Raw genomic sequence first — 26,686 nt, 5'->3', positions numbered from 1 at the left:
AGCGATCCAGGCGCCAACGCCGCCTGGCGTAGCCAATAAGCGGAGAGGACGGATGCAGCATTTCAGCGAAACAGTCGTCTGACAACAGTCTCAAGTTCAGGTAAAAATAGCCGATGTCGCAATATGACTTCTCGTCATTGGCAATCTGCCCGCCTGAGGAAAAACAATAATGAAGAATCTCAAGGTCAGCACCAAGCTGGCTCTAGGCTTCGCCGCGGTTCTGCTGCTCACCATCTGCGTCGCCACCATCGGCGTGTTCAGCATGGACGCACTGATTTCACGTAGCGACAAAGCGCAAACCGCTGAAAGCCTTCTCAACGAAGCCAATGAAATCCGCTATGCCCAGGTGCGCTTCGAGGAACGCGGCGATGCCAAATATGCCGCTCGCGTAGCCGACGCGGTAGCAACGATCACCCAGCTGGTCGAGCAACAACGAGCCGACTTCTCCGAACCGCAAGATCGGCAGTACTTGGAAAACATTGCCAACGAAGCAGGCCGTTACCAAGAGGCCTTCGCCAAACTGGCGGCGTTGCGTGAATTGAAAAAGCAAACCCGGGCCAACTGGGTCGAGGCAGGCAACACCACCGACAAACTGATTGCCGACCTGGAGCGCCGCTGGAACGGGATGTACGGCAATCCGGTCCTGCACCCGAGCGGTGATATCGCGAACATCGCGCTGCTCACTACCGAATTGTCGAAGCAGAATCGGCTGCTGCGCTTCACCGTGCGAGGCTATCTGATGGAGGAATCCGAAGCGGCCTTGCAGACACTGAACCAGCAATTCGAAACGCTTAACGCCGCCATCGCGCCGCTGGAGGAGGAGCTGATCGGCCCTCAAGCCGACAGCCTGAAAACACTCAAAGCGAGCGCCAACGAATATGTCGAGCTGGTGAAAAAGCTACCGCCGATCGTTGCTCGACAGCAGCAGGCGCGCCAGGACATGGAGGCGATCTTCGCCACGCTCTACGATCATGCGCAGGGGATCATTTCCAGCCAAACGCAAAAGCGCGCAGCCGACGCCCGCGTGAAAAAGCTCCAAGTGATGGGGGTTACCTTGCTCGCTATTATGCTCGGCGTGCTGATCAGTGCCCTGATGGTTCGCCAGATCACTCGACCGCTCGATCAGGCCGTACGTCTAGCCGAGCGCATCGGCTCCGGCGACATGACCGGGCATGAGATCGAGAAACGTAACGACGAATTTGGCCAGCTGCTCGAGGCCATGGGCAAGACGCGCCGTAATCTTCAGCAGTTGATCGGCCATATCAGCGGCATCACCACGCAGCTGGCGACCGCCTCCGACCAACTGTCGACCGTGACCGAACAGACCAGCGCGGGCGTAAACAGCCAGCGGCAGGAAACCGATCAGGTCGCCACGGCGATGCATGAAATGACCGCCACGGTGCAGGAAGTGGCACGCAATGCCGAACAAGCCTCCGGAGCTGCCAAGCGCGCGGACGAGCAGGCAGCCAAGGGAAATGCCGTCGTGCAACGGGCGCTGGCACAGATCGATCATCTGTCCAGCGAGGTCAATTTATCGGCCGAGGCGATGACCCGGCTGAATCAAGAGACCGACGGCATCAGCACGGTGCTGACCGTTATCAACGGTATCGCCGAGCAAACCAACCTGCTGGCACTCAATGCCGCCATCGAGGCCGCGCGCGCCGGTGAGGCTGGCAGGGGCTTTGCCGTGGTCGCAGACGAAGTGCGCAACTTGGCGCAACGCACGCAGCAGTCGACCGCGCAGATCGAAGCACTCATCGGCAATCTGCAAAAAGGGGCACGTAACGCTTCCGGCATGATGGACAGCAGTAGTGGCCTCGCCGTGGAAACCGTCGCCCTGGCTAGGGAGGTCGGCCAGGAGCTGCAGGCGATCACCGAAACGGTATCGGTCATCCAAGCGATGAACCTGCAGATCGCCACGGCCGCCGAGCAGCAGAGTTCGGTCGCCGAAGAGATCAACCGCAGCGTACTCAGCGTGCGCGACGTGGCCGACCGGTCCGCCGAAGCGGCTCAGGAAACCGCCACCTCCACCGCCGAACTGGCTCGTCTGGGCAACGAACTTCAGACTTTGATAAGCCGATTCAAAGTCTGATGGCCACTGCCGCGCCGGGGCTGGTCGCGGTACAAAAGTGTCGCTATCCAGCCCCACCAATCAGGCGTAGTCTCGACTCCATCTTCTTCAAGCCACTTCGAGGTGCACAGGCCACAGAGCAGCCCGTTGCAGGGACGCGCAACCCAGCCATCTATCCGCGAGGCGACACCATGAGCAAGGGTATGGACACAAAGAAGAACGCGAAAAAGAAACCGCTGAAGACTGCACAGGAGAAGCGTGTGGCCAAACGAGAGAAAGCCAACGGCGCGACCCCTCTGCTGGGCAGTCACGCGGCCCGCTGAGATCGACCGAAATGCCCCGCCCGGCTCCCGGCGCGGGGCATTTTGCTGTCAAGCCGGCGAGCCACCGAGTGCCGTGCGCAGACGACCTGCCAGCCAGCCCCCACCCACGTTGACGATCAGCCCCAGCATCACCAGCAACGCGCCGATGGCCTGCAACAGGCCCAGATGCTCATCCAGCAGCAGCGCGGCCGAGGTCAGCCCGACGACCGGTACCAGCAGCGAGAAAGGCGCCACGGTGTTGGCCGGGTAACGCGACAGCAGCCGGCTCCACAAACCATAGCCAAGGATAGTCGCGCCGAAGGCCAGGTAGATCAGCACCAACATCGAACTCAACCCGAACCCACGTAGCGCGCTTTCGATTACCTGCGGGCCTTCCAACAGCCAGGACAGGATGAAAAACGGAATCGGAGGAATGAGGCTGCCCCACACCACCAGCCCCACCAGATTTACCTTGCCGACCTTGCGGGTGACGATGTTGCCCAACGCCCACATAGAAGCCGCACAGATGGTCAGCACGAAACCCGCCAGGGTCATGCTGCGGTCGCCTTGCAAGCCAATCAACACGAGCCCGCCCGCGGCGATCAGTAGTCCGATCAGGTTGGTTGCGCGCAGTCGCTCGCCGAGAAACAACGCCGCGAAGAACAACGTGAAGAACGCTTGCGATTGCAGCACCAGCGAAGCTAGCCCAGCCGGCATGCCCACCTTCATGGCCGAAAACAGAAAGGCGAACTGCCCCAGCGATATGGTCGCGCCGTAGGCAAGCAGCCAGCGCAGCGGCATCTGTGGTCGTTTAATGAACAATATCGCGGGAAACGCCGCGAGCATGAAACGCAGTGCACCGAGCAACATCGGTGGAATATCGTCCAAGCCGATCTTGATCACCACGAAGTTCATGCCCCAGACGATGATCACGACCAGGGCCAGCAGCAGGTCCTTGGGCGACATGGCAAGCTTCTCCGCAGGCAAAGATCTCATTAAAGCCCTAGCACGATGCGAGTGCACACATACAGCAAGCGAGCAAATCGGCCATACAGTCGGTATCACCCTACGGCGTTTCACGCGACCCGATAACCCTTCACCTGGAGACCGCGCGCTCAGGCCGTGCCTGCTTCCCCTGCAAGGGCTAGAATTGTTACCCGACGACGAACACCATCAATCCGCACACATCACGAGAGTAACCATGGGCGCACAGTGGAAAGCGAAACATAAGGAAGCAGCAGCCAACGCGAAGGGACGCACCTTTGGCAAGCTGTCAAAGGAAATCATGATTGCCGCACGCAGTGGTGCTGATCCGGACATGAACCCTCGTCTGCGCCTGGTGGTCGAGCAGGCCAAGAAAGCCTCCATGCCTCGCGAAACGCTGGAGCGCGCAATCAAGAAAGGCGCAGGCCTACTCGGCGAAAGCGTCCACTACGAACGCACCACCTATGAAGGTTTCGCCCCGCATCAGGTGCCGGTGATCGTCGAATGTCTGACCGACAACGTCAACCGCACCGTGGCCGAGATCCGCGTGCTGTTCCGCAAGGGTCAGCTCGGCGCGTCCGGCTCGGTAGCTTGGGACTTCGACCATTGCGGCATGATCGAAGCGGCGCCGGCCTCCACTGACGCCGATCCGGAGTTGGCCGCGATCGAAGCCGGCGCGCAGGATTTCGAAGCAGCCGAAGATGGCGCCACGCTGTTCATCAGTGACGCCACCGATATGGATGTGGTCTGCCGCGCCCTGCCCGAACAGGGCTTTACTGTGCAATCGGCGCAGCTCGGCTATCGTCCAAAAAATCCGGTCACGACCCTGACCGACGCCCAGCTTGAGGAAGTCGAAGCCTTCCTCAACGCCATCGACGCTCATGACGACGTACAAAATGTCTACGTCGGCCTCGCGGGCTGACGGACAATCCGCTGCGGAACGAATCAGGACGAAGCGATGAGTACGAGCAAACCGAACACGCCCTACGCCCAGCGCGAACAGGGCTATCGCGAAAAGGCGCTGAAGATGTACCCCTGGGTCTGCGGACGCTGTGCCAGGGAGTTCTCAGGCAAGCGGCTGAGCGAGTTGACGGTCCACCACAAGGACCATAACCACGATAACAACCCCGAGGATGGCTCGAACTGGGAACTGCTCTGCCTGTATTGCCACGACAACGAGCACTCGCGCTATACGGACAATCAGTACCACGCCGAAGCCAAGCCAGGCGGCGACCTGGGCCCGAAGGAGACCTTCAAGGCCTTCGCCAACCTGGGCGATCTTCTCAAGAAAAAAACGGACTGATCTTAGTCCGGCATCTCAGCGCCGGTCACTTCACCAGCAGTACCGGCACCGAGACCTCATGAACCACGCGGTTGGCAACCGAGCCCATCAGCATGCCGGTAAAACTGCCCAGGCCACGGGTACCCATTACCACGGTGTCGCATCCGAACCGCTGCACCGCGTCGTTCACCTGCTCCGCCACACTGCCCAAAATCGCGTGGGTCTGATGCGCAATCCCGGCCGTCTGCAGCGCCGTAGCGGCTTCAGCTAGAGTGCGGCGCGATTTATCGAGAAAGCTCTTGTTCAGCTCTTCAACCGCATCCGCAGTGACGAATTCTCCATAAAGCACCGGCTCCTGCTGCACATTCAAAACATGCACCTGGAGCGACTTAGGCGCATCGGTGGCGAAATCGATGATGTATTGCAACGCTCGTTTAGCGTTGTCCGAACCGTCGTAAGCTAGAAGAATATTGCGCATAGCGGGGCTCCATCGAGTGATTAAGACAGCATAGACCAACACCCAACAGCTTCCGGCTGCTGGAATCGCATCCATTGTTCTGGATCAATCCCCGGCGGAAAACCCATTTTTCAAGGCCAGCTTATGATTACAACCGTTCCGTTTGGCGTAGGTGACGCGTCATTCCTCGCCGCTGGCGGCGAGGCCGGCATCGAGCGGCTGGTTGCCGACTTCTATCGAGTCATGGACGAAACCGAAGCAGCCGCCTGTGTGCGTCGCCTGTACCCGCAGGAGCTGAGTCCCTCACGCGAACGGCTGGCGGCGTTTCTCTGCGGCTGGCTGGGAGGGCCGCGCCGTTATGCGGAGAAATTCGGCAGCATCAGCATCCCGCAATTTCACACGCGCTGGTCGGTAGGCGAAACCGAGCGCGATGCCTGGCTCGAATGCATGGCCCAGGCCATTGCCAGGCAGGGCTATTCAGCGGACTTCGCCGACTATCTGCTGCTGCAGCTACGAGTACCGGCAGATCGCATCTTCCAAGCCGGGAGGCGAGGATGCCCGGCGCATCCGTAGCGGCCGCCATCTAGACTCAAGCTAGCCGATGGGCTGAACGTCGAACCCTCAGCATATCGCTGCGTCATACCTGTGTGGGGCAAGACGCACGTCCTGCGGCATCCGGGATTCCGAATAACGCAGCCAGGTAACTGACATGAAGATCCGCTTTGCTTCGGTCAACGAGCAGAAGATTCGCGATGCCGGAGAGTTTCTTGGGCAGCAAGGCATCGAGATCATCAACTTTCCGGTACGCATCGTTGAAACGCAGACAGAGGATCTGAACCTGCTGGTCAGCGACAAGCTGCTGCACGCCTTCAAGCTGATAGGCAAACCGGTGTTCGTCGAGCATTCCGGCCTGTTCATCAATAGCCTGAACGGCTTCCCCGGCGGATTGACCCAAACGTTCTGGGACCGTTTGCATGCGGTGCGCTTCTCCGAGCTGATCGGTAATCTGGAGGACTCCTCAGCGGTGGCACGCACCCTGATCGGCTACTGCGACGGCCGCAAGCGGCACTTTTTCAAGGGCGAGGTCGCTGGCAGGATTTCCCGCGAACCGGCAGGCGATGAAGGCTTCGAGTGGGACAACGTGTTCATTCCCGACGGCTATTCCTGCACTTTCGCCGAGTTGGGTGGCGTGCATAACGACTTGTCCATGCGCAAGCGAGCGCTGGAAGCATTTGTCACTCATCTGCGCGGGATCTGAGAGGTAGTCGATGCAGAAGCTATTGGAGGCGTACCGGAATAACCGATTGATCCTTTTCGTAGGTTCCGGCGTATCGGCGAATATCGGGCTGCCTCCATGGCGAAATCTGATAGACGAGATCGCCATACAGCTCGACTACGACCCAGACGTGTTCGATACCTACGGAAACTTCCTTTCGCTTGCTGAGTACTATCGGATAAAGAAAGGCAACATCGGCCCCCTGCGAAGCTGGATGGACCGCGAATGGCATAAGAACATCGAGATTCGCCACTCTGAAATTCATCGTTTGATCGTTCAGGGTCGATTTCCAGCGATTTACACGACCAACTACGACCGTTGGCTCGAGAACGCCCACGATGCTCATGGCGTCGGTTACATTAAGATCGCCAACGCCAGTGACCTGGTAAAGGCGCGCGACGGTGTTCGGCAAATCGTCAAGTTTCATGGCGACTTCGATGACGACGACTCGATCGTATTGGACGAGACCAGCTATTACGAACGACTACAGTTCGAAACACCGCTCGACATCAAGCTACGCGCCGACACCTTGAGCAAAGCCGTTCTGTTTATCGGCTACAGCCTATCCGATACCAACATCCGGCTGTTGTTCTACAAACTATCCAAAATGTGGAACGAGCATGAGACGCTCGGGGTCCGGCCGATCTCATATGTCTTCTCGCACAAACCCAATCCGGTGCAGGAAGAAATTCTCAGCCAGTGGGGTATTCGGATGATCACGTCGGAAGATGACGAGCCTGGATTAGCTTTGCAAAACTTTCTAAGAGAGCTGACAGAAAACTGATCGAACCGCTCGGCCCAATAAAAAGCAATCAGCCAAAAAAGACGGAGTGCGATGCCGCAGGGGCATCGCACTCGCCAGCCTCAATAGTTGTAACCAATACCAACGCTGTAGAAGAACGCACCATCGTCGTAGCGATCGCGCGCATCGCTCCCGCTCTTAAACAGGAATTGGTATTCAGCCATCGCTGTGACGAAGGTCTTGTCCTGAACCCAGTATTTGATACCAAGTTCGGGGCCGCCCATGAACGTCTCGTCAACCTCCTCGCCGTATATACCACCGGCACTTACACCGATAAACGGACGGGTCTTGCCGCTACCGAAATGATAGTCATAAAACACACGGGTAGAGCCGTCGAACTGGACACTTTCTCCTTCGGAGTCACGTGCATTTACGGTTTGCCGGATGCCCCATATGGAAGCCTCACTCAAATAAGTACCCCAACTGCCCTGTACGGAGAACACCGTATCGTCGAAGTCCTTATCACTACTGCCCGCGCCGCTCAAGGTAACTTCATGATCGCCTGCCACCGGAGCGGCAATTGCGAACGTTGGAAACATGGCGGCTACCAGAAGGGAAGTTTTGAAAAGTCGGTTCATGACAACACCTCTTGTTCTTGCTAGCTATGGCGGAATACGCAATTACGCGATGCGCATAGTTAGTGACCCAGGCGTACACCAACTGTTCATTTTATTTTAGGTATGCAAGGCAAACCATTGTTTATTAACGAAATTTACTCAGGATTCCGCTTCGTTATTTATAACCAAAAACAGCAATTCCACAACGTAAATACAAGCAGCTAAAAACAAACGAAACAGCATACTGCAGAACTAACGAAACGACTATTCCAGCAATCCAATACCCAAACGGCGATGTATCAGTCGTACCGAGCGCTAATGCCTTTCGTCGAATCGTCTGGCAATGGCTCATCTTCCGGATCGCTGTCGAACTGCCGCCCCATGGCAATACGTAGCCATACTGGTATCAACAACAAGCCTAGCGCCACGCATACCCAGCCGAGTACGGCGCTGCCCTCCGGCGAAGGAAACATCAAGCGACCCACGCCGACCAGCAGGGAGAATAGCGAAACGGCTGTAATCGCAACGGCTGACAGCCGCGTACCAAGTGCTCTGACCGACACCGCTGCGGCTACGCCGTTGAGCATCGCCGCGTGCTGCCAGAAGCCAAACGGGCGTACCCGGTGGTAGAAGCGCTTGAGCGTCGCATCGTCGGTCGCCGGCGTGACGAAGGTGACCAGGATGGCTGCGGTCGTGGTGACCAATGCCATGATGCCGAGGCGCACCCACTCGCGCTCCGGATCGGTGCCCAGATAGTAAAGCAGCACAGGCGCAGTGATCAGCGAGACGCCCATTGCGGTCAGCTCAGAGTAGAGATTGATACGTTCCCAGAGCCACCGCAGCACCAGCACTGATCCCATCCCTGCGCCGAACAGTAGCGAGATGAACCAGGCCGTCTGGATCGAGCCCAGGTTCGCCATGATGATCATCGCGATGACTAGAATCAGCACGTTGGACAACCGCGCCACAATCACCAATTCGCGGTCCCGTGGCTTGCGCTTCAGCACATGTGGTGCAAACACGCCTCCATAGACGTCATTACTCCAGTAGGAGGCGCCCCAGTTAAGGTGCGTATCGACGGTGGAAGCCAGTGCCGCCAGCAGGCCAACCAACATCAAGCCGCGCACTCCCGGCGGCAGCAGATCTTCGATGCCTCGCACAAAGAGCGCTTCTCGCCCTGCGGTAAAACCGTCGCCGGCCATTTCTCCTGGCGTGAACGGATAAAGCACCAGCAGTCCGATCGCAATTGCCATCCAGAACAGGCTGCGCAGAAAGATCTGTAACCAGGTAAACACCAGGCCCGCTATACGGGCGTCGCGATCGGTCGGGCACGCCATGCTTCTTTGCGCGAGATAGCCGGTACCGTCGGAATTCATCTGAAAAAACCATTGCAGTCCGACAATCACCAAAAACGGCATCAGTGCCTCGCCTGCATCGGCAGGCGGTGCGAAGGACAACATCTTGCTGGCCTGATCGGCGCCATAAAGGTCGACAATGCGATCCGTCAGCCCACCTAGGCCACCAGCGGCATCAACGACGAACCAGGCATATAGCAACGTGCCTATCATGGCCAAGCTGAACTGCATCACATCCGTCTGGACCACGGCCCGCAATCCACCGGTAATCGAATACATCGCGGTGAACGCGAGGATCAGGAGAATAGATATCAGGTTATTGGCGCTCATCATCGCCGGGCTCAGTCCGGTGATGCTCTCGCCAAGCTGAATCCCGGCACTGGAAACGAAACTCACAATGGGCTCGTAGAGCCCTACGGGCAGCCACAGATGCCAAGGCAGGAACACCTCGGCGATGCGGATGGCTGCTACCAGCACCATCGCAAGCACAACGCAGTTGATCACCGTGCCGTAATAGATTGCCTTGAGCAAACGCAGCGGAGTGACGCCCTTGCCGCTATATCGCACGCGAGTCAGCTCGGCATCGGTCAATACCCCGGCACGCCGCCAGCCCACCGCAAACACGAACGCCATCAGCAGGAATGCAAGACCGTAGATCCATAGGCGCCATAGAGCAAAGACGCCAGCGGTAGCAACCAGGCCGGTCACCAGCAGAGGCGTATCGGCGGCGAACTGAGTCGCGGCCATGGAAAAGCCCGCCTTCCAGCCCTTGATCGTTCTACCAGCGAGAAAATATTCGTCGAGGCTCTGCGACGCCTTGCCGCGTGCGCGCAAGCCAGAACCCAGACCATAGAGGATGAAAGCCGCCACTATCGCTAGATCCAACATATTGTTATGTCCGTGCTGGAGGGCTGTTCGCTTAAGAACCTACGAAACGGCGAAAAATTGCATCCCTCGGATGAGCGGATCGAACGATCCGCTCAGCCAGACGGAGCGCGCTGATAACCTTGCTTAGGCAAGCATCGGTTACCATGCGCAGCGTCGTCAGGTACCGTTCATGTCCGAATTTCAGCTACGTCAGCTTCCGGCTGCACGCCAACCTTTGCTTAATAAATTCTACCGAGCCCATGGCACCCACATGCGTGTGCCAGCCGGGGCGAATTGTTGGGTCGCGGGACATGCGGAGATCGTTGCGGGGTTATGTCTGAGCCCCGTTGCCAACGGCCACTGGCTGACTGGGTTACTGGTCGCGCCAAGCCGGCGCCACCATGGTCTGGCGAAACGGTTGATGGCCCAGGCCTTGGCCGACTGCGGAGGCCCTGTCTGGCTGTTTTGTGAACCCAAGCTAGCGGCGTTTTACCAACAACTGGGCTTCAGCGAACCCACGACACTGCCTGAGGCATTGGCCTCCCGCCTGCGTCGTTACAACCGAAACAAGACGCTCGTGGCGCTATGGCACGATAAAGAGAGATTGCATGACCTCCAACGTTCTGAAAATTGCCACGGCTTGCCTGCTCGATGAAACCGGCAGGATATTGATCGTACGCAAGCGCGGCACTCGTATGTTCATGCTGCCCGGCGGCAAGATAGAAGCTGAGGAAACTCCATTGCAGGCGCTCAGGCGTGAGCTTCGAGAGGAACTGAATCTGGGGATAGACGCGTCGCAGCTGCGATCGCTGGGCCATTTTCAGGCACGTGCAGCCAACGAGCCGGACCACTGGGTGCAGGCCGATGTCTTCTTCGCTCATCTGAAAGGCAAGGTACGGGCTCAGGCAGAGATCGAGGTGCTGGACTGGTTTGAAGTGCAGGCGCAGCACCAAGAGCATCTCGCTCCACTGCTGCGCGAACAGGTGCTCCCCGCGCTTATCCAGCGTCTGGCTGAAAAAGATACTGAAAACACCATTCGGTGCTGATCAAGGCTACGGTGAAATGGGATCGCTTGCTGGAAAGGTTTCTTCCAGTGCTTCATCCAGTTGATCTTCATCAGCTTCGTCTGGACGACGTTTGATCTCGTCTTCCTGCTCTTGCCCAGGTTGGGTAGATTCGTTCGGGTCGTTGCCGCTCATGGTGATCTCCTTTGAGTTTAATCACCAAACTTAGGCCACCCAGCTGAACCGTCGTTCAGTAAGCCGCCCCCCAATCGCGGGCAAAAAAAAGGGGCGGGGTTTAAGCCCCGCCCGCCTCCTTCCCTACTTCCCTTTGTTTCCTGCTCACCGTCCTGATGAAACCGCATCCAGCGGCTGGTCCAGACCGACATCCTTGCCGGCTGTACTTGTCCTTAAGTACGGATGCGATGTTAAGGCTTTGAACGACAACAGCAACTCGGAAAAATGCATGATGGCAATTGGGTCTTTATTTTACTATTTATAAATCTCTTTATTAATCAAAAACATAGCCGTTTAATTTTTCTCAAAGGCGATCTTCTTGGGTGCTTTTTCGGGCATTGCTTACACGTCGTGTAAGCGAATGCTTACATGCCGACAAGCTTCAACGGAAAAACGGCCGAGCTAGGGTTAACCCTATCGATTGAGCCGTGTCCATCCTCAATCGAAAGGCACCGCAGCAAGTACCCATAACGGGTAAGAAATAGGAAATGAGAAATGAGAAATGAAAAAATGTACCCCTTGCCGCTCGGGCAAGGGGCGGTACGGGACGTTAACGGAACAGGGATTCGCTCGACAGGCCGTTGCGCTCGAGGATCTCGCGCAAGCGCTTGAGTGCCTCGACCTGGATCTGCCGTACACGCTCACGGGTCAGGCCGATTTCCTGGCCCACTTCCTCCAGCGTGCAGCTCTCATGGCCACGCAAACCGAAGCGCCGGATGACTACTTCACGTTGCTTCTCGGTCAGATCGGACAGCCATTGGTCGATGCTCTCCGACAGATCATCGTCAAGCAGCAAATCGCAGGGATCGCTCGGCCGATCATCGGTCAGGGTGTCGAGCAATGTCTTGTCCGTGTCCGGTCCTAGCGACACATCCACCGAGGTCACACGCTCGTTCAGCCCCAGCATTCGCTTGACCTCTGCAACCGGCTTCTCGAGTAGATTTGCGATCTCCTCCGGGCTGGGTTCATGGTCGAGCTTCTGCGTCAGCTCGCGAGCAGCGCGCAGGTAGACGTTCAGTTCCTTGACCACGTGTATCGGCAGGCGAATGGTGCGGGTCTGATTCATGATCGCCCGCTCGATGGTCTGGCGAATCCACCACGTGGCGTAGGTGGAAAAACGAAAACCACGCTCAGGGTCGAATTTCTCGACGGCCCGAATCAGCCCAAGGTTGCCCTCCTCGACCAGGTCCAGCAGCGACAGCCCCCGGTTTACGTAGCGCCGCGCGATCTTCACCACCAAACGCAGGTTGCTTTCGATCATGCGCTTGCGCCCCGCCGGATCGCCCTTTTGTGCCAGACGTGCGTAATGCACTTCTTGCTCGGGGGTCAGGAGAGGAGAAAATCCGATTTCATTGAGGTATAGCTGAGTGGCGTCAAGCGCCCGGGTGTAGTCGATGAACTTGTGTTGCTTGACAGTCGCGGTCTTGGATCGGGTGCCCGCTGAACCGACGCGAGGCAGGTCATCGATTGGATCGACCTCCGCGGGCGGTTCCATGAGTAGAACGGCATCGTCTACGTCAAACTCCGGCACTTCTTTTTTGAGAGCCATTATTGTTTTCCTGTTCTGAGTTCGACAACAGGCTCGGGCGACACACATTCCCTGATAACGCTCAAGCCCCTCCTAGTGCCGGAACAGGAAAACAATACAAATCAGCGCTTGGGTAGGTATTGCAGAGGATCTACGGGTTTGCCTTGGCGGCGAATCTCGAAATGCAGCTTCACCCGGTCGGTTCCAGTCGATCCCATCTCGGCAATTCTCTGCCCAGCCTTGACTTGTTGACCCTCCTGAACCAGCAGCCTGCGGTTGTGACCGTAGGCACTTACATAGGTATCGCTGTGCTTGATGATCACAAGTTCGCCGTAACCCCGTAAACCACTGCCGGCGTACACAACAGCCCCATCAGAAGCAGCTAAAACAGGCTGTCCTAATTCCCCGGCGATATCAATGCCTTTATTCAAACTGCCGTTTGAGGAAAATCGACCAATTACCGTACCGCCCGCAGGCCAGGCCCAGCCGCTTGCGGAGCGAGTCACGGGGGTAACCGGCGTCGTGGCCACGGGTGTTTTTGGCGCCGGCACGCTGGGACGGGTCAGCGGTGGTGGCGTCGGGACCGGTGTCGCGACCACCGCAGGCTTAGAACTTGGCGCAGGAGGGGCTGGACGGGTGGCTACAGCCCGTGGTGCCTGCCCACTGAAACGAATCGTCTGGCCCGGATAAATGACATGAGGAGGGCTAATGCTGTTGACCCTTGCCAGATCACGCCAATCCCAGCCAAAGCGAAAGGCGATCGACCATAGCGTATCGCCGCGCTGGACGACGTATTGGCCACTGGTCACACGATCGCGACTGTTGCGATCCACAACATGCACGCCACCCGAGGGTGAGCTGGCACACCCGGCAAGCAACGCACCCGCCAGAATGACAGCAAGTGTGCAGCGGATGGACGAAGTGCTGATCCACCGCATGGTGGCTGTGAGCTTCACTGCTCGCTCCCTTTGATCGACAAGACTGTTCAGACCGTTTCCGCCAGTGGCTGACGCCGTCCGGCGAACCACTCGAGCCCGAGCACAAGGGCAACGCCAGCTACTGCCAGCAGTACGGCCAGCAACAACTGTGGATCTTGTCCGGTCAGATCGCCATAAGTACCGGGCAGCAAATTCTGCTCGAGCAGCGGCACACGCTTACCGTGGGAATCCAAGCGCCAAGTCAAGGTTTCCTTCCAGGGCCATACCTTGTTCAGCGAGCCGAGCATCAACCCGGTCAGAAACGCCAAGGTAAGATCCCGCCAACGCCGCAATACCCAGCTCAGCACGCGAGCGAAACTTAGCAGGCCGACAAGACATCCCGCCGCGAAGGTCAGCATGACCCCAAGATCCAATGCCCTAACGGCACCCAGTATGACCGGATACAGGCCAAGTAATACCAGAATGAAGCTGCCGGAAATACCTGGCAGGATCATCGCGCAGATGGCAATGGCTCCGGCAAAGAACAGACTGATGCTGCTTGCGCTCCACTGCATGGGCGCCGCGACGGTGATCCAGTAGGCAAAGCCGATCCCGACACACAGGCTCAACAGCCGTGACACATTGCGTCTTTGGATTTCCTTGCTGACCAGATGCACCGAAACCAGAATCAGACCGAAGAAAAACGACCAGACCGGAATCGGGTGCTGTTCCAGCAGGTAGGTGATCAGTTTGGCCAGGCTGAGCACGCTGGTCAGAATGCCGGCGAACAGCACCAGCAAAAAGCTCGCATTGGCGATACGCCACGCTTCGGCAACGCGACCACGCAGCAATGGGCCGACCGCATTGGGCACGGCACCGATGGAGCGCAGCAGTTCGTCGTAGATACCTGTGATGAAGGCTACCGTTCCGCCCGACACGCCCGGAACCACATCAGCCGCGCCCATGGCCATGCCTTTGGCGTACAACAACAACGCGTTTTTCATGCTTCCTTCCGCTGAATCAAACTACAGGTCCATTGAGCAGCGGCACAAAGCGTACGGTATCCAGCAGGTGGCGGGAAAAACCATCTTCCTCTCGAATGATCAGCATCAACTGCTGCACTTCGCCAACCCCGACCGGAATCACCAGCCGCCCGCCGGGAGCCAGTTGATCGAGCAGGGCCTGTGGCACATCGGCTGCCGCCGCGGTAACGATGATGCCGTTATAGGGCGCCAATGCAGGCCAACCTTCCCAACCATCACCCCAGCGAAAGACCACGTTGCGCAACTTGAGTTCGACCAAACGCTCTTTTGCCCGATCCTGAAGTGCCTGGATGCGCTCGACGGAGAACACCCGCTCGACCAATTGCGCCAGCACGGCGGTCTGGTAACCGGACCCGGTGCCGATCTCCAACACTTTGTCGAGCGGTCCGTCGGCCAGCAACAGTTCGCTCATGCGCGCAACCATGAACGGTTGCGAAATGGTCTGGTTGTGACCGATGGGCAGCGCGGTATCTTCATAGGCGCGATGGGACAGGGCCTCATCGACGAACAGATGGCGCGGCGTACGCCGGATGACCTCGAGTACGCGCGCATCCGATAGGCCTTCCTCGTAAAGCCTCTGAATCAGGCGGTCACGGGTGCGTTGCGAAGTCATGCCTGTGCCGTGGCGCAGCAGGTCGTCTGGTCCGCGGTGGTTCACAGCACGCCCTCCAGCCAGTTATCGAGTCCCTCGAATGCCTCATGGAAGGTCCGGTCGAGCTGCAGCGGGGTGATCGACACGTAGCCCTGCATTACCGCATGGAAGTCGGTGCCCGGCCCGCCGTCTTCAACGTCACCGGCGACCGAAATCCAGTAGCCGTCCTTACCACGCGGGTTCGCTTGCTTGACCGGAGGCTTGGCGCGACGGCGATGGCCAAGCCGGGTCAGCTGGATGCCACGGATGTGATCGAGCGGCAGGTTAGGCACGTTGACGCTGAGCACGGTACGCGGCGGCAGATCGAGCGTCTGTTGGTGCTCGACAAGCTTGCGCGCAACATAGGCAGCGGTCGGCAGGTTATCGGTCAGCCGGGACACCAACGAAAACGCGAAAGCAGGCTGGCCGGTGAAGCGGCCCTCGATGGCCGCTGCCACGGTGCCGGAATACAGCACGTCGTCGCCCAGATTGGCGCCCATATTGATGCCGGAAACCACCATATCGGGTGCTTCGTCGAGCAGTCCGTTAATGCCCAGATGCACACAATCGGTAGGCGTGCCGTTCACGCCGATGAAACCGTTCGGCATGGTTATCGGATGAAGCGGGCGATCCAGCGTCAATGCACTGCTAGCGCCGCTCATGTCCTGGATTGGGGCAACTACCTTGCACTCGGCGTAATCCGCCAGCGCGTCATAAAGCGCGGCGAGCCCAGGTGCATACACCCCGTCGTCGTTGGCGATCAGAATACGCATCAAATGTCCGTCTGCCCTGCCAGGCTGACCAGTTCACGCACCACCGCAGTGGCGAAGCATCCGGTCGGCAGGACGAATTCAAGTTGCAGAATGTCAGGCTCGGGATAATGCCACGACAAGCCGCCGATGGGGAGGCGAAGAATGCGCCGCTCATGCTTCATTCCGGCTTCTGCGAGCCACTTGGCGATTGACGGTTCCGCTATCGCGGCCTGTGCCTCTGATACTTGTACATCTCCTGTTGCTGGCGACTCCCCAGCGCCCCAGAGCGGCCCCGTGGGATGCAGGTCGAGCAGCGCAAGACGTGGATCGGCGCACTCGGCTTCGCCTGCCGGGAAAAAGCTACGGCTATCAGTAAACGCCAGCAGATCTCCCACCAATGCCTGATTCCAGTTGCCCGCAACAACCCGCTCGGCCAGCACCCGATTGAACAGGTAGCTGCGCCCGGCCGACAGCAGACGCGAGCGAAGATTGCGTTGCACCGGCAGTTCCTGGCGGTCGGCGTATTCACGTGCGCCCTGAACATTACCGCCCTCGAAACCGAACCGCTGCAGGCCGAAATAATTAGGGACGCCGTGAGCCCTGATTCGCTCGAGGCGAGCGTCCAGTACTGCCCGGTCCGCCCGTAACTCGGTCAACCGCAGGATGAAACCATTGGCCGAATGCGCGCCGCGTTGCAGCTTGCGTTGATGACGGCCCGTCTGAAGAATTTTCAGCGTTTCGTCTTCAGCCTTGCCCAACTGCGGGTCGGCCTTGCCCGGCAGATGCAGGCTGAACCACTGACGGGTCAAGGCCTGACGATCCTTCAGGCCGGCATAGCTGATGCTCCGCGCCGGTACACCGGCCGCTCGGGCAATTCGGCGCGCCGCTTCTTCAGTGTTCAGATTACGTTTTTCCACCCAGAGCCAGAGGTGCTCGCCCGTGCCGGACAAGGGAATGTCCAACACCTCATCTACTTGAAAGTCCTCGGCGACGGCCTTGAGCACCGCAGTACCACAGGGCCCGCCGTGAGCCCTCGGGCCGAGCAGTTGGTCCTCGTTCATGCCTTGACCAGCAATGCGACTGCATGCACGGCGATGCCTTCTTCACGTCCAGTGAAGCCAAGCTTCTCGGTCGTGGTGGCCTTGACGTTGACCTGGTCCAGTTCCACTTGCAGGTCCTCGGCGATCAGGTTGCGCATCGTCTCGATATGCGGCGCCATCTTCGGAGCCTGCGCAACAATCGTGGCGTCCACGTTACCAACCTTCCAGCCCTTGGCCTGCACCTGCTTGAGCACGTGGCGGAGCAGTGCCCGGCTGTCGGCGCCCTTGAATGCCGGGTCGGTATCCGGGAAGTGTTTACCGATGTCGCCCAGCGCTGCGGCGCCGAGTAGCGCATCGCTCAAGGCGTGGAGCAACACATCGCCATCCGAGTGGGCGAGCAAGCCGAATCCATGAGGGATCTGCACGCCACCCAGCGTGACGAAATCCCCCTCGCAAAAACGGTGCACGTCATAGCCATGGCCGATACGCATAGTCTGAATACCCTGAAAAGACAGCCCGCGATTCTACAGGACGCGACCGCCGGGTGAAGCCGGATACACAACGGTGTCCTAGGCCGAGAATCGATGGGCGTGATGAGTACCATCAACCGGTTCGATCCCATATCGGAAAATCACGATATATAGTTCGTCCCATCGCGATACACCGAACCAGGCGAACCAATGCCCGACGAACTCGACGACATCATCAAAGCGCTTGCTCACCCACTGCGGCGGGAAATCCTGCAGTGGCTGAAGGAACCCCAACGCTATTTTTCCGAGCAGCATCACTCGCTGGAAAACGGTGTCTGTGCCGGGCAGATCGACCAGCGTGCAGGGCTGTCGCAATCAACCGTATCCGTTCACCTGGCGACGCTGCAGCGTGCCGGGCTGATCACCAATCGCAAGATCGGCCAGTGGCACTTCTTCAAGCGCAACGAGCCAGCCATCCAGGATTTTCTGGCCCGTATCGGCCAGGAACTCTGAGCGTTCTCATCGACCCCTACCCCCAGGAGCGGCACCGCTATGCCTACACTTTTCGACCCCATCAAGATCGGCGATCTGGAACTGAACAACCGCGTCATCATGGCTCCGCTGACCCGCTGCCGCGCCGAGCCGGGCCGTGTGCCGGGTGAGCTGATTGCCGAGTACTATGCTCAGCGCGCCAACGCCGGCCTGATCATCAGCGAAGCCACATCGGTCACGCCGATGGGCGTCGGCTATCCGGACACGCCCGGCATCTGGTCGTCCGAACAGGTTCAAGGTTGGAAGCAGGTCACCGACGCGGTACACGCCAAGGGCGGCAAGATCATCCTGCAGCTCTGGCACGTTGGCCGGATTTCCGATCCAATCTACCTCGACGGTGAGTTACCGGTCGCACCCAGCGCGATCAAGCCCGCCGGGCATGTCAGCCTGGTTCGCCCGATGAAGGACTACGAAACGCCGCGTGCGTTGGAAACGGCGGAAATAGCAGGCATCGTCGAGGCTTACCGCAAGGGCGCCGAAAACGCACGCGAGGCCGGTTTCGATGGGGTCGAAATCCACGGCGCCAACGGTTATCTGCTCGATCAGTTTCTGCAGGACAGCACCAATCAGCGCACCGATCAGTACGGCGGCTCATTGGAAAACCGCGCGCGTCTGATACTCGAAGTAACCGATGCCGTGGTCAGCGTATGGGGAGCCGGTCGTGTCGGCATGCATCTGGCGCCGCGAGCCGATTCCCACGACATGGGTGATTCCAATCGCGCCGAAACCTTCGGCTACGTGGCCCGCGAGCTGGGCAAGCGCGGCATCGCGTTCATCTGCAGCCGCGAAAAAGCCGGCGAAGATAGCCTAGGTCCGCAGCTCAAGCAGATCTTCGGAGGCGTCTACATCGCCAACGAACGTTTCACCAAGGACCAGGCAAACGCCTGGCTGGCAGAAGGCAAGGCAGATGCCGTGGCCTTCGGCATTCCCTACATCGCCAACCCTGACCTAGCCCAGCGCCTACGTCAGGACGCGCCACTCAACGAGCCACGCCCCGAACTGTTCTACGCCAAGGGCGCCGAAGGCTATACCGATTATCCGTCGCTCTAGCTCCTTGCGATGGAAAGGCCCGACCGGTTGCCCGGTCGGGCCTTTTTTCTTGTGCTCGAACAACCGCACATCACCGAGGGCCATTCGTGGGAGTGAAACCGCGAAGCGTTTTCCAAGCGCCCGGGCGTATGACCGATATGGCCTATTCAGCCATGCGTCAGCCGAGCCCGGCGCGCGGGAAGACTTGCCGCCATCCGCCCTAGGCTTTCAACGCCTGCGCATGATGGCGCAGATGGTCATCGATGAAACTGGCGATGAAGTAGTAGCTATGGTCATAGCCGGGCTGGATGCGCAGTGTCAGCGGATGCTCCGCCGCTCTGGCAGCGGCCTCGAGGGCCTCGGGCTTGAGCTGGCTGGCCATGAAATCGTCGCGATCACCCTGGTCCACCAGAATCGGCAACTTCTCTTCGGCCTTGGCGATCAGCGTGCAGGCATCCCATTCGCGCCAGCGAGAACGATCTTCACCCAGATACCCGGAAAAAGCTTTTTCGCCCCATGGGCAATCGGCGGGGTTGCTAATGGGCGCGAAGGCAGACAGCGATAGGTAGCGACCCGGGTTCTTCAATGCACAGACCAAGGCGCCGTGCCCTCCCATCGAATGGCCGCTAATGCCGCGCTTGTCGGACACCGGAAAATTGGCCTCGACCAGCGATGGCAGCTCATCGACGACATAATCATGCATGCGGTAATGCTGAGCCCAGGGCTCCTGCGACGCGTTGAGGTAGAAACCCGCCCCGAGCCCGAAATCGTAAGCCGCCTCCGGATCATCGGGCACGCCAGCGCCGCGCGGGCTGGTGTCCGGCGCGACGATGACCAGGCCGAGTTCAGCCGCCAGCCGGTGTCCGCCCGCCTTCTGCATGAAATTCTCGTCGGTGCACGTCAAGCCGGATAGCCAGTACAGCACCGGTAGCTTTCCGCCCTGCTCCGCCTGGGGTGGCAGATAGACGGCGAAGGTCATGTCGCAGCTCAGGTTGGTGGAACGATGCCGATAGCGCTTGTGCCAGCCGCCAAAGCTTTTCTGGCTGGAAATAATTTCAAGCGTCATTAAATGATCCTCCGAAACTGAAAACTGGAAGCCAAGCGCAGATCACGTCCGCCATTCACCTCCAGCTTCTAACTTCCAGCTGTCGTCTAGAAATGAATAACGGTCCGAATGCTCTTGCCTTCGTGCATCAGATCGAATGCCTGATTGATCTCTTCCAGCCCCATGTTGTGGGTGATGAAAGTATCCAGTGGAATCTCTCCGCTCTGGGCTTTGGCCACGTAGTTCGGCAGCTCGGTCCGCCCCTTCACCCCGCCGAAGGCACTACCGCGCCAGACGCGACCCGTGACCAGCTGGAAGGGGCGCGTACTGATCTCCTGCCCGGCACCGGCGACGCCGATGATTACCGACTCACCCCACCCCTTGTGGGCACATTCGAGGGCGGCGCGCATCAGCTGGACGTTGCCTACGCACTCAAAGGAATAGTCCACGCCACCGTCTGTCATTTCGACGATGACCTCCTGGATCGGCTTCTCATGGTCCTTCGGGTTGACGAAGTCGGTAGCGCCCAGTTCTTCGGCGATGGCGAACTTGGAAGGATTGATGTCGATCGCGATGATCCGGCTGGCCCCAGCCATCTTCGCACCGATGATCGCAGCCAGACCGATGCCACCGAGTCCGAAGACCGCCACGGTGGCTCCCTCTTCTACCTTGGCGGTGTTGAGTACCGCGCCGATACCGGTTGTGACGCCGCAACCCAGCAAACAGACCTTTTCCAGCGGTGCCTCGTTGGGGATCTTCGCCACGGAGACTTCAGGCAGCACGGTGTATTCGGAAAAGGTCGAGGTGCCCATGTAGTGGTAGATCGGCTCGCCCTTATAGGAGAACCGCGTAGTGCCGTCCGGCATCAGACCCTTGCCCTGAGTGGCGCGCACAGAGCTGCAGAGGTTGGTCTTGCCGGACATGCAGAACTTGCACTGGCGGCACTCGGCCGTATACAGCGGGATGACGTGGTCGCCGACCGCCACGGAGGTGACGCCTTCGCCGACCGCTTCGACGATTCCGCCCCCCTCGTGCCCAAGAATGCAAGGAAAAACCCCCTCGGAATCCTCCCCGGACAGCGTGTAAGCATCGGTATGGCAGACGCCGGTCGCAACGATACGCACCAGCACCTCACCCGCCTTTGGCGGCTCGACATCCACCTCAACGATCTGCAAGGGCTGATTGGGAGCGAAGGCAACTGCAGCACGGGACTTGATAGTCATGGACTCTACTCTTGGAGGGTGAACATCAGCGCAGTGTAGTTTGCTCGGGTGGTGAGGTTAATCAGCCGTTTATGGAAACATTATTGCCACGCAGGGATAATCACGACTCCCTGACACTGTTCGTAGTAAGGAGCCGCCATTGGATCGCTGGGAAGGTGTCGATGAGTTCGTCGCTGTAGCGGAATGCGGAAGCTTCATGCGTGCTGCAGAACAGCTGCGGGTTTCATCGTCACACGTCAGCCGTCAGGTGGCGCGCCTCGAAGAACGTCTGCAGGCTCGGCTGCTCTACCGCACCACTCGGCGGGTCTCACTGACTGAAGCGGGCCACACCTTTCTGGCGCGCTGCCAGCGATTGATCGAGGAGCGCGACGAAGCCTTTCGTGCCATCAGCGATCTGCACGCCGCACCGACGGGCCTGCTGCGCATGACCGCCGCGGTGGCCTATGGCGAGCGCTTCATCGTGCCGCTGGTCAACGAGTTCATGGCGCAGCATCCACAGCTGCGAGTCGAGATCGAGCTCTCGAACCGCACCCTTGATCTGGTCCAGGAGGGCTACGATCTGGCAATACGCCTCGGCCGGCTCAGCGAGTCTCGCCTGGTAGCGACGCGTCTTGCGCCTCGCGCCATGTATCTCTGTGCCGCACCAGCCTACCTCGAGCACTACGGACGACCGCACACGTTGTCGGAGTTGGCTCGACATAACTGTCTGGTCGGCACGGGCGACACCTGGATGCTTCGAGTGGACGGTCGCGAACAGCCCTTCAAACCCACCGGCAACTGGCGCTGCAACAGCGGCCAGGCGGTGCTCGACGCCGCACTGCGCGGCTTCGGTCTTTGCCAGCTGCCAGACTATTACGTACAGGAACCGCTACGCCGTGGCGAACTCGTTTCGCTATTGGAAGCCAACCAGCCGCCGAACACGGCGGTCTGGGCCGTTTATCCGCAGCGCCGCTATCCGCTGCCGAAGGTGCGATTGCTGATCCAGGCGCTCAAGGAGGGGCTTGCCATGCGTCCCGAATACAGCAACCAACGCGATTGAGTTGCGACTGCGCCGCGCGTCCGACTGCCAAGCTAAGGCGGAACCCGGGTATTCTGGCCACGTCGATATTCTGTAGCCGGTGCCCTTTGCGCTTTGCCTGGAGCTACCCGGCGATTCAATCAGGAGGACATCATGCAGATTCTGGTGAACAGCAATCACAGCGTCAACGTGACCAGCAACCTTGAGGAGCACGTAAAAGCAACAGTGGAGAGCGAGCTGGAGCGTTTCGATGATCAGCTGACCCGAGTCGAAGTTCATCTCAACGACGAGAACAGCGGAAAGAAGGGCCCTCAGGACAAGCGCTGTCAGATGGAGGGCCGCGTCAAAGGCCACGAGCCGATCTCGACGACCCACAAGGCCGACTCCATAACACTTGCCATCGACGGTGCCGCGGAGAAGCTCAGCCATGCACTGGCGCATGCGCTGGATAAATTCAACCATCATTGATAGCGACCTGCCGAACCAGGCCGTTCACATCACGAGGGACCGAACCATCTGATTTATAGAGAGGCCGTGCATGAACAGATTGCTCGATCGTGAAACCATGTCTCAACTGCTGGCAAAGCGCGAAGCCCCTTGTCTGTCGTTATACCAGCCCACCCATCGCAGCTTTCCCGAGCGCCAGCAAGACCCCATTCGCTTCAAGCACCTGGTCCGCCAGCTCGAGGATTCGCTCAGGCAGCAAGGTCGCGCAGACCAGAGCAAAACATTACTCAAGCCATTTCATGACCTGATCGACGACGTCGATTTCTGGAATGCCAACCGTGACGGACTGGCGGTGTTCGGTGCAGCCGATTACTTCGAGGTATTCCGCCTGCAACGCAGCGTGCCGGAACTCGCCGTCGCCAACGACCGTATGCACCTCAAGCCGCTTCTGCGCATCGCCCAGTCCGCCGACCGTTATCAGATTCTCGCGATCACGCGGGACTCGGTTCGGCTGTTCGAGGGCAACCGGGACGGCATTGACGAAGTGCCGCTTGCCGACGGCGTTCCGAAAACCCTGGAGGAAGCACTTGGCCGTGAGCTGACTGAAAAAGGCCAGACCGGATTCCCTCAAGGCTACGGTCGCGCCAGCGAGCGCGGTGATCCGATGCAGATGGAAAGCGGGGGCGCCGGGCGGCAGGATGAGATCGACCGGGATCGCGAGCGATTCTTTCGCGAGGTGGACCGCGCCATTCTCGAACACCATAGCCGCAGATCCCGGCTGCCATTGATCCTCGCCGCGCTGCCCGAACACCAGTCTCATTTCCGCAAGCACAGCCACAACGAGCATCTTTTACCCGAAGGCATCGAGAATGATGCCTCGCTGCTCAGTCACGATGAGCTGCGGGAAAAGAGCTGGATGGTCATGCAGCCGCGCTACATCAAGCGCCTCGAAGGCTTCATCAATCAGTACGGAGAGTCGCGTGGACAAGGCCTCGCTACCGACCAGCTGGAGCAGATCGGCCAAGCCACGATCGAAGGTCGCGTTGCGACGCTGCTGGTGGAAGCCGAGCGGCAGATTCCGGGCGTCGCGGACAAGGAACAGGGCAAGGCACTCGCGGTCGATGATGATTCAGCCACAACGCCCGATCTGCTGGACGAGCTGACCATCTGGACCCTGGAGCAAGGCGGTGAAGTGATCTCGGTACCCACCGAACGCATGCCCACCCAGAGCGGCGCGGCGGCGATCTATCGCTACTAGCCGAGCAACCGGCCCCTGAGACGGCGGGAGGAGACGGACTCTCGCCGGACAGAACAGCGCTGGCCATCAAGATTGCCAGCGCTGTTCCAACCCGTGCAGATCTTCCGGACGAGTGACCTTGAGATTATCCGCACGCCCCTCGATCAGCTTCGGACTAAGCCCCGCCCATTCCAGTGCCGAGGCCTCGTCGGTGACCGGCGCGCCAGCTTCGAGCGCCCCGGCGAGCGCATCACGCAGCGCCCCGAGGCGAAACATCTGTGGCGTGAATGCCTGCCAGACAACGCTGCGATCGATGGTTTCCTGGACGCGTCCGTCGTCGCCTGCCCGTTTTAGCGTATCGCGCGCCGGTACAGCGAGCAGACCGCCGACTGGATCATTCGCCAATTCAGCGAGCAATCTGTCGAGATCCTCACGCGCCAGGTTGGGACGCGCCGCATCATGGACCAGGACCCATTGTTCGTCTCGTGCGCCCAATTCCGCTACACGACGCAACCCCGAAAGTACCGACTCGGCACGCTCGGCTCCGCCGTCGGCACGTTGAATACGCGAATCACTGGCACATTCCAGCCGTGGCCAGTATGGATCTGCAGTCGCCAGACTGACGACCACCCCCAGCAACCGGGGATGATCGAGAAAGCATTCAATGGTATGTTCGATGATCGTCTTGCCGGCCAGCGGCAGGTACTGTTTGGGCCGATCGGCCCGCATGCGGCTGCCAACACCGGCAGCCGGGATGACAACCCAGAAAGACGGAAGCATGGCCGCTTTCACTCGGTGAGCTGGTAGAGAGTTTCGCCCTCTTTGACCATGCCAAGTTCGTGGCGCGCACGCTCCTCGACGGTTTCCATGCCCTGCTTGAGCTCTACTACCTCGGCTTCGAGAATGCGGTTGCGGTCGAGAAGGCGCTGATTCTCGCCCTGCTGTTCGGCGATCTGCTTGTTCAGCCCACTGACCTGAGCAAGGCTGCCCTCGCCCACCCAAAGACGATACTGCAGACCGCCCAGCATCAGGATCAGTACAACGAACAACCAGTGGGGACTGCGCATGGACGGCATGGAACGAATTCGATTGATTTCCAGTAACGGTGTATGGGCAGCGGTCAAAGACATGCTTGGCCTTCCTTTGCTGAGCGAGCGATCCGCAAGCGCCGTTTGACGTACGACCTTAGCAGCGCTGCCCCCTATCCACAAAAAAAGGGCGACTAACGCCGCCCTTTCTAGCATGCCTGGGTTCAGGCGCGAAACTCGGCACGACCTTTGTAGGCTGCTTTTCCGCCGAGCTGCTCTTCGATACGCAGCAGCTGGTTGTACTTGGAGACGCGATCGGAACGGCACAGCGAACCGGTCTTGATCTGGCCGGCGGCAGTCCCTACGGCCAGGTCGGCAATGGTGCTGTCTTCGGTCTCGCCGGAGCGATGCGAGATCACCGCGGTGTAACCGGCCGCTTTGGCCATCTGGATGGCTTCCAGCGTTTCGGTCAGCGAGCCGATCTGGTTGAACTTGATCAGGATCGAGTTACCGATGCCCTTCTCGATGCCTTCCTTGAGGATCTTGGTGTTGGTCACGAATAGATCGTCGCCAACCAGCTGGACCTTCTTACCGATCTTGTCCGTCAGAACCTTCCAGCCGTCCCAGTCGGACTCATCCATGCCGTCTTCGATGGAGATGATCGGATAGCGCTCGGACAAACCAGCCAGGTAGTCGGCGAAACCGGCAGCATCGAAGACTTTGCCTTCGCCGGCCAGGTCATATTTGCCATTCTTGAAGAACTCGCTGGAGGCGCAGTCGAGGGCCAGGGTGACGTCATCACCGAGCGTGTAGCCGGCGTTGGCCACAGCTTCGGCAATTGCCGCCAAAGCGTCTTCGTTGGATGCGAGGTTCGGGGCGAAACCGCCCTCGTCACCGACCGAGGTGCTCAGGCCGCGCGCTTTGAGTACGGCTTTCAGGTGATGGAAGATCTCTGCGCCCATGCGCAGCGCATCGGCAAAGGTCTTGGCGCCGACCGGCTGCACCATGAATTCCTGGATGTCGACGTTGTTGTCGGCATGCTCGCCGCCGTTGATGATGTTCATCATTGGCACCGGCATGGAGTATTGACCAGGCGTGCCATTGAGGTTGGCGATGTGTGCGTACAGCGGCAGGTCCTGATCCTGGGCAGCAGCTTTGGCGGCGGCCAGCGACACGGCGAGGATCGCATTGGCGCCCAGCGATGCCTTGTTCTCGGTACCGTCCAGCTCGATCATTGCGCGGTCCAGTGCCTTCTGATCCAAAGGATCCTTGCCCAGCAGCAGATCACGGATAGGGCCGTTGATGTTGCTGACCGCTTTCAGCACACCCTTGCCCATGTAACGGCTCTTGTCGCCATCGCGCAGCTCCAGCGCCTCGCGGGAACCGGTGGATGCACCCGACGGCGCACAGGCGCTGCCGATGATGCCGTTATCCAGGATAACGTCCGCTTCCACGGTGGGATTACCGCGGGAGTCGAGAACCTCACGCCCTTTGATGTCGACGATCTTTGCCATTTTTATTAACACTCCGTAGAT

30 protein-coding genes and 1 pseudogene are annotated in these 26,686 nt (G+C 59.2%); 14 read left to right on the top strand and 17 right to left on the bottom strand.

Translation table 11 applies throughout. From position 1 onward, the window contains the following. Nucleotides 1-169: 169 nt before the first annotated feature. Both CH92_RS06460 and CH92_RS22400 read left to right on the top strand, forming a co-directional pair. Nucleotides 170-2,092 carry a methyl-accepting chemotaxis protein gene (locus CH92_RS06460; RefSeq protein ID WP_025240963.1) on the top strand — a complete coding sequence of 641 codons (1,923 nt, stop codon included), beginning with the start codon at nucleotides 170-172 and terminating at the stop codon, nucleotides 2,090-2,092. 170 nt (nucleotides 2,093-2,262) lie between these two features. After that, the gene (locus tag CH92_RS22400) at nucleotides 2,263-2,394 is read left to right on the top strand and encodes a hypothetical protein (RefSeq protein ID WP_256059203.1); all 132 of its coding nucleotides are present in this window, start codon (nucleotides 2,263-2,265) and stop codon (nucleotides 2,392-2,394) included. 48 nt (nucleotides 2,395-2,442) lie between these two features. Here CH92_RS22400 and CH92_RS06450 read toward each other — a convergent pair whose 3' ends face one another. Then, entirely contained in the window at nucleotides 2,443-3,339 is an 897-nt protein-coding gene (locus CH92_RS06450; protein WP_025240962.1) for an EamA family transporter, read from the bottom strand. 235 nt (nucleotides 3,340-3,574) lie between these two features. Here CH92_RS06450 and CH92_RS06445 point away from each other — a divergent pair, with 235 nt between their 5' ends. Then, nucleotides 3,575-4,279, top strand: coding sequence for a YebC/PmpR family DNA-binding transcriptional regulator (locus tag CH92_RS06445; protein WP_025240961.1), 705 nt, complete (start codon nucleotides 3,575-3,577; stop codon nucleotides 4,277-4,279). Between the two features lie 36 nt (nucleotides 4,280-4,315). Then, nucleotides 4,316-4,660: a YajD family HNH nuclease gene (locus CH92_RS06440; RefSeq protein WP_025240960.1), complete on the top strand. Its 345-nt coding sequence runs from the start codon at nucleotides 4,316-4,318 to the stop codon at nucleotides 4,658-4,660. Nucleotides 4,661-4,685: 25 nt separating this feature from the next. Here the strand turns inward: CH92_RS06440 and CH92_RS06435 are convergent, their stop codons facing one another. Then, nucleotides 4,686-5,117 carry a universal stress protein gene (locus tag CH92_RS06435; RefSeq protein WP_025240959.1) on the bottom strand — a complete coding sequence of 144 codons (432 nt, stop codon included), beginning with the start codon at nucleotides 5,115-5,117 and terminating at the stop codon, nucleotides 4,686-4,688. A gap of 123 nt (nucleotides 5,118-5,240) precedes the next feature. Here CH92_RS06435 and CH92_RS06430 point away from each other — a divergent pair, with 123 nt between their 5' ends. From CH92_RS06430 to CH92_RS06420, 3 genes are all read left to right on the top strand, one after another. Beyond that, nucleotides 5,241-5,669, top strand: coding sequence for a group II truncated hemoglobin (locus tag CH92_RS06430; protein WP_025240958.1), 429 nt, complete (start codon nucleotides 5,241-5,243; stop codon nucleotides 5,667-5,669). Between the two features lie 136 nt (nucleotides 5,670-5,805). Then, nucleotides 5,806-6,354, top strand: coding sequence for a non-canonical purine NTP pyrophosphatase (locus tag CH92_RS06425; RefSeq protein ID WP_025240957.1), 549 nt, complete (start codon nucleotides 5,806-5,808; stop codon nucleotides 6,352-6,354). Nucleotides 6,355-6,364: 10 nt separating this feature from the next. After that, the gene (locus tag CH92_RS06420; protein WP_025240956.1) at nucleotides 6,365-7,156 is read left to right on the top strand and encodes an SIR2 family protein; all 792 of its coding nucleotides are present in this window, start codon (nucleotides 6,365-6,367) and stop codon (nucleotides 7,154-7,156) included. Nucleotides 7,157-7,236: 80 nt separating this feature from the next. Here CH92_RS06420 and CH92_RS06415 read toward each other — a convergent pair whose 3' ends face one another. Beyond that, on the bottom strand, nucleotides 7,237-7,752 hold the full coding sequence (locus CH92_RS06415) for a hypothetical protein (protein WP_025240955.1): 516 nt from the start codon (nucleotides 7,750-7,752) through the stop codon (nucleotides 7,237-7,239). A 278-nt stretch (nucleotides 7,753-8,030) separates the two neighbouring features. Continuing rightward, on the bottom strand, nucleotides 8,031-9,974 hold the full coding sequence (locus CH92_RS06410; protein ID WP_025240954.1) for a sodium:solute symporter family protein: 1,944 nt from the start codon (nucleotides 9,972-9,974) through the stop codon (nucleotides 8,031-8,033). 169 nt (nucleotides 9,975-10,143) lie between these two features. Between CH92_RS06410 and CH92_RS22265 the strand changes: the two genes are divergently transcribed. Together CH92_RS22265 and CH92_RS22260 are read left to right on the top strand one after the other, a co-directional pair. Beyond that, a complete protein-coding gene (locus CH92_RS22265) occupies nucleotides 10,144-10,608 on the top strand; it encodes a GNAT family N-acetyltransferase (RefSeq protein WP_080689977.1) in 465 nt (154 codons plus the stop codon). After that, a complete protein-coding gene (locus CH92_RS22260; RefSeq protein WP_051517551.1) occupies nucleotides 10,562-10,999 on the top strand; it encodes an NUDIX hydrolase in 438 nt (145 codons plus the stop codon). The genes CH92_RS22265 and CH92_RS22260 overlap by 47 nt, the downstream gene beginning before the upstream one ends. A gap of 6 nt (nucleotides 11,000-11,005) precedes the next feature. Here the strand turns inward: CH92_RS22260 and CH92_RS22110 are convergent, their stop codons facing one another. The 8 genes from CH92_RS22110 to ispF form a co-directional block, all read right to left on the bottom strand. Continuing rightward, nucleotides 11,006-11,152, bottom strand: coding sequence for a hypothetical protein (locus CH92_RS22110; RefSeq protein WP_167332184.1), 147 nt, complete (start codon nucleotides 11,150-11,152; stop codon nucleotides 11,006-11,008). A gap of 589 nt (nucleotides 11,153-11,741) precedes the next feature. After that, nucleotides 11,742-12,740, bottom strand: coding sequence for an RNA polymerase sigma factor RpoS (rpoS, locus tag CH92_RS06400; RefSeq protein ID WP_025240953.1), 999 nt, complete (start codon nucleotides 12,738-12,740; stop codon nucleotides 11,742-11,744). A 101-nt stretch (nucleotides 12,741-12,841) separates the two neighbouring features. Next, nucleotides 12,842-13,675: a peptidoglycan DD-metalloendopeptidase family protein gene (locus CH92_RS06395; RefSeq protein ID WP_025240952.1), complete on the bottom strand. Its 834-nt coding sequence runs from the start codon at nucleotides 13,673-13,675 to the stop codon at nucleotides 12,842-12,844. 29 nt (nucleotides 13,676-13,704) lie between these two features. Continuing rightward, a complete protein-coding gene (locus tag CH92_RS06390) occupies nucleotides 13,705-14,640 on the bottom strand; it encodes a DUF368 domain-containing protein (protein WP_025240951.1) in 936 nt (311 codons plus the stop codon). A 16-nt stretch (nucleotides 14,641-14,656) separates the two neighbouring features. Further along, complete coding sequence (locus CH92_RS06385) at nucleotides 14,657-15,292, bottom strand: protein-L-isoaspartate(D-aspartate) O-methyltransferase (RefSeq protein ID WP_025240950.1); 636 nt, start codon at nucleotides 15,290-15,292, stop codon at nucleotides 14,657-14,659. 41 nt (nucleotides 15,293-15,333) lie between these two features. After that, nucleotides 15,334-16,083, bottom strand: coding sequence for a 5'/3'-nucleotidase SurE (surE, locus tag CH92_RS06380; protein ID WP_025240949.1), 750 nt, complete (start codon nucleotides 16,081-16,083; stop codon nucleotides 15,334-15,336). Then, the gene (truD, locus tag CH92_RS06375) at nucleotides 16,083-17,123 is read right to left on the bottom strand and encodes a tRNA pseudouridine(13) synthase TruD (RefSeq protein ID WP_025240948.1); all 1,041 of its coding nucleotides are present in this window, start codon (nucleotides 17,121-17,123) and stop codon (nucleotides 16,083-16,085) included. The genes surE and truD overlap by 1 nt, the downstream gene beginning before the upstream one ends. Beyond that, on the bottom strand, nucleotides 17,120-17,593 hold the full coding sequence (ispF, locus tag CH92_RS06370; protein WP_025240947.1) for a 2-C-methyl-D-erythritol 2,4-cyclodiphosphate synthase: 474 nt from the start codon (nucleotides 17,591-17,593) through the stop codon (nucleotides 17,120-17,122). Before ispF ends, truD begins: the two co-directional genes overlap by 4 nt. A gap of 189 nt (nucleotides 17,594-17,782) precedes the next feature. Between ispF and CH92_RS06365 the strand changes: the two genes are divergently transcribed. Both CH92_RS06365 and CH92_RS06360 read left to right on the top strand, forming a co-directional pair. Next, the gene (locus CH92_RS06365; protein ID WP_025240946.1) at nucleotides 17,783-18,085 is read left to right on the top strand and encodes an ArsR/SmtB family transcription factor; all 303 of its coding nucleotides are present in this window, start codon (nucleotides 17,783-17,785) and stop codon (nucleotides 18,083-18,085) included. Between the two features lie 39 nt (nucleotides 18,086-18,124). After that, on the top strand, nucleotides 18,125-19,174 hold the full coding sequence (locus tag CH92_RS06360; RefSeq protein WP_025240945.1) for an alkene reductase: 1,050 nt from the start codon (nucleotides 18,125-18,127) through the stop codon (nucleotides 19,172-19,174). Nucleotides 19,175-19,373: 199 nt separating this feature from the next. Here the strand turns inward: CH92_RS06360 and fghA are convergent, their stop codons facing one another. Both fghA and CH92_RS06350 read right to left on the bottom strand, forming a co-directional pair. Then, nucleotides 19,374-20,219 carry an S-formylglutathione hydrolase gene (gene fghA / locus CH92_RS06355; protein ID WP_025240944.1) on the bottom strand — a complete coding sequence of 282 codons (846 nt, stop codon included), beginning with the start codon at nucleotides 20,217-20,219 and terminating at the stop codon, nucleotides 19,374-19,376. Between the two features lie 86 nt (nucleotides 20,220-20,305). Further along, nucleotides 20,306-21,421, bottom strand: coding sequence for an S-(hydroxymethyl)glutathione dehydrogenase/class III alcohol dehydrogenase (locus CH92_RS06350; RefSeq protein WP_025240943.1), 1,116 nt, complete (start codon nucleotides 21,419-21,421; stop codon nucleotides 20,306-20,308). 139 nt (nucleotides 21,422-21,560) lie between these two features. Here CH92_RS06350 and CH92_RS06345 point away from each other — a divergent pair, with 139 nt between their 5' ends. The 3 genes and pseudogenes from CH92_RS06345 to CH92_RS06335 all read left to right on the top strand — a co-directional run bounded on the left by CH92_RS06345 (nucleotide 21,561) and on the right by CH92_RS06335 (nucleotide 24,144). Then, on the top strand, nucleotides 21,561-22,460 hold the full coding sequence (locus CH92_RS06345) for a LysR family transcriptional regulator (protein ID WP_025240942.1): 900 nt from the start codon (nucleotides 21,561-21,563) through the stop codon (nucleotides 22,458-22,460). 132 nt (nucleotides 22,461-22,592) lie between these two features. Further along, nucleotides 22,593-22,892, top strand: a pseudogene (hpf, locus tag CH92_RS06340) (ribosome hibernation-promoting factor, HPF/YfiA family); the annotation flags it as partial. An 85-nt stretch (nucleotides 22,893-22,977) separates the two neighbouring features. Next, a complete protein-coding gene (locus CH92_RS06335) occupies nucleotides 22,978-24,144 on the top strand; it encodes a hypothetical protein (RefSeq protein ID WP_025240940.1) in 1,167 nt (388 codons plus the stop codon). A 66-nt stretch (nucleotides 24,145-24,210) separates the two neighbouring features. Here CH92_RS06335 and ispD read toward each other — a convergent pair whose 3' ends face one another. From ispD to eno, 3 genes are all read right to left on the bottom strand, one after another. After that, nucleotides 24,211-24,903: a 2-C-methyl-D-erythritol 4-phosphate cytidylyltransferase gene (ispD, locus tag CH92_RS06330; RefSeq protein WP_038623327.1), complete on the bottom strand. Its 693-nt coding sequence runs from the start codon at nucleotides 24,901-24,903 to the stop codon at nucleotides 24,211-24,213. Nucleotides 24,904-24,911: 8 nt separating this feature from the next. Continuing rightward, the gene (ftsB, locus tag CH92_RS06325; RefSeq protein ID WP_025240938.1) at nucleotides 24,912-25,190 is read right to left on the bottom strand and encodes a cell division protein FtsB; all 279 of its coding nucleotides are present in this window, start codon (nucleotides 25,188-25,190) and stop codon (nucleotides 24,912-24,914) included. Nucleotides 25,191-25,375: 185 nt separating this feature from the next. Beyond that, complete coding sequence (gene eno, locus CH92_RS06320) at nucleotides 25,376-26,665, bottom strand: phosphopyruvate hydratase (RefSeq protein ID WP_025240937.1); 1,290 nt, start codon at nucleotides 26,663-26,665, stop codon at nucleotides 25,376-25,378. Nucleotides 26,666-26,686 lie beyond the last annotated feature (21 nt).

Origin of the sequence: Stutzerimonas stutzeri, from assembly GCF_000590475.1 — a bacterium.
In the GTDB taxonomy this organism is placed as follows: Bacteria; Pseudomonadota; Gammaproteobacteria; order Pseudomonadales; family Pseudomonadaceae; genus Stutzerimonas; species Stutzerimonas stutzeri_D.
This window is presented reverse-complemented; position numbering and strand designations above follow the sequence as displayed.

Excerpts from the sequence above, each read along its gene's own strand:
- CH92_RS22260 (WP_051517551.1), top strand. The coding sequence starts at position 10,562 with ATGACCTCCAACGTTCTGAAAATTGCCACGGCTTGCCTGCTCGATGAA.
- CH92_RS06335 (WP_025240940.1), top strand. The coding sequence starts at position 22,978 with ATGAACAGATTGCTCGATCGTGAAACCATGTCTCAACTGCTGGCAAAG.
- fghA (WP_025240944.1), bottom strand. The coding sequence starts at position 20,219 with ATGACGCTTGAAATTATTTCCAGCCAGAAAAGCTTTGGCGGCTGGCAC.
- eno (WP_025240937.1), bottom strand. The coding sequence starts at position 26,665 with ATGGCAAAGATCGTCGACATCAAAGGGCGTGAGGTTCTCGACTCCCGC.
- CH92_RS06385 (WP_025240950.1), bottom strand. The coding sequence starts at position 15,292 with ATGACTTCGCAACGCACCCGTGACCGCCTGATTCAGAGGCTTTACGAG.
- CH92_RS06430 (WP_025240958.1), top strand. The coding sequence starts at position 5,241 with ATGATTACAACCGTTCCGTTTGGCGTAGGTGACGCGTCATTCCTCGCC.
- CH92_RS22110 (WP_167332184.1), bottom strand. The coding sequence starts at position 11,152 with ATGAGCGGCAACGACCCGAACGAATCTACCCAACCTGGGCAAGAGCAG.
- ispD (WP_038623327.1), bottom strand. The coding sequence starts at position 24,903 with ATGCTTCCGTCTTTCTGGGTTGTCATCCCGGCTGCCGGTGTTGGCAGC.
- CH92_RS06415 (WP_025240955.1), bottom strand. The coding sequence starts at position 7,752 with ATGAACCGACTTTTCAAAACTTCCCTTCTGGTAGCCGCCATGTTTCCA.
- ftsB (WP_025240938.1), bottom strand. The coding sequence starts at position 25,190 with ATGCGCAGTCCCCACTGGTTGTTCGTTGTACTGATCCTGATGCTGGGC.
- CH92_RS22400 (WP_256059203.1), top strand. The coding sequence starts at position 2,263 with ATGAGCAAGGGTATGGACACAAAGAAGAACGCGAAAAAGAAACCGCTG.
- CH92_RS22265 (WP_080689977.1), top strand. The coding sequence starts at position 10,144 with ATGTCCGAATTTCAGCTACGTCAGCTTCCGGCTGCACGCCAACCTTTG.
- CH92_RS06420 (WP_025240956.1), top strand. The coding sequence starts at position 6,365 with ATGCAGAAGCTATTGGAGGCGTACCGGAATAACCGATTGATCCTTTTC.
- CH92_RS06410 (WP_025240954.1), bottom strand. The coding sequence starts at position 9,974 with ATGTTGGATCTAGCGATAGTGGCGGCTTTCATCCTCTATGGTCTGGGT.
- CH92_RS06435 (WP_025240959.1), bottom strand. The coding sequence starts at position 5,117 with ATGCGCAATATTCTTCTAGCTTACGACGGTTCGGACAACGCTAAACGA.
- CH92_RS06460 (WP_025240963.1), top strand. The coding sequence starts at position 170 with ATGAAGAATCTCAAGGTCAGCACCAAGCTGGCTCTAGGCTTCGCCGCG.
- CH92_RS06440 (WP_025240960.1), top strand. The coding sequence starts at position 4,316 with ATGAGTACGAGCAAACCGAACACGCCCTACGCCCAGCGCGAACAGGGC.
- rpoS (WP_025240953.1), bottom strand. The coding sequence starts at position 12,740 with ATGGCTCTCAAAAAAGAAGTGCCGGAGTTTGACGTAGACGATGCCGTT.
- CH92_RS06450 (WP_025240962.1), bottom strand. The coding sequence starts at position 3,339 with ATGTCGCCCAAGGACCTGCTGCTGGCCCTGGTCGTGATCATCGTCTGG.
- truD (WP_025240948.1), bottom strand. The coding sequence starts at position 17,123 with ATGAACGAGGACCAACTGCTCGGCCCGAGGGCTCACGGCGGGCCCTGT.
- CH92_RS06425 (WP_025240957.1), top strand. The coding sequence starts at position 5,806 with ATGAAGATCCGCTTTGCTTCGGTCAACGAGCAGAAGATTCGCGATGCC.
- CH92_RS06360 (WP_025240945.1), top strand. The coding sequence starts at position 18,125 with ATGCCTACACTTTTCGACCCCATCAAGATCGGCGATCTGGAACTGAAC.
- CH92_RS06350 (WP_025240943.1), bottom strand. The coding sequence starts at position 21,421 with ATGACTATCAAGTCCCGTGCTGCAGTTGCCTTCGCTCCCAATCAGCCC.
- CH92_RS06390 (WP_025240951.1), bottom strand. The coding sequence starts at position 14,640 with ATGAAAAACGCGTTGTTGTTGTACGCCAAAGGCATGGCCATGGGCGCG.
- CH92_RS06365 (WP_025240946.1), top strand. The coding sequence starts at position 17,783 with ATGCCCGACGAACTCGACGACATCATCAAAGCGCTTGCTCACCCACTG.
- ispF (WP_025240947.1), bottom strand. The coding sequence starts at position 17,593 with ATGCGTATCGGCCATGGCTATGACGTGCACCGTTTTTGCGAGGGGGAT.
- surE (WP_025240949.1), bottom strand. The coding sequence starts at position 16,083 with ATGCGTATTCTGATCGCCAACGACGACGGGGTGTATGCACCTGGGCTC.
- CH92_RS06445 (WP_025240961.1), top strand. The coding sequence starts at position 3,575 with ATGGGCGCACAGTGGAAAGCGAAACATAAGGAAGCAGCAGCCAACGCG.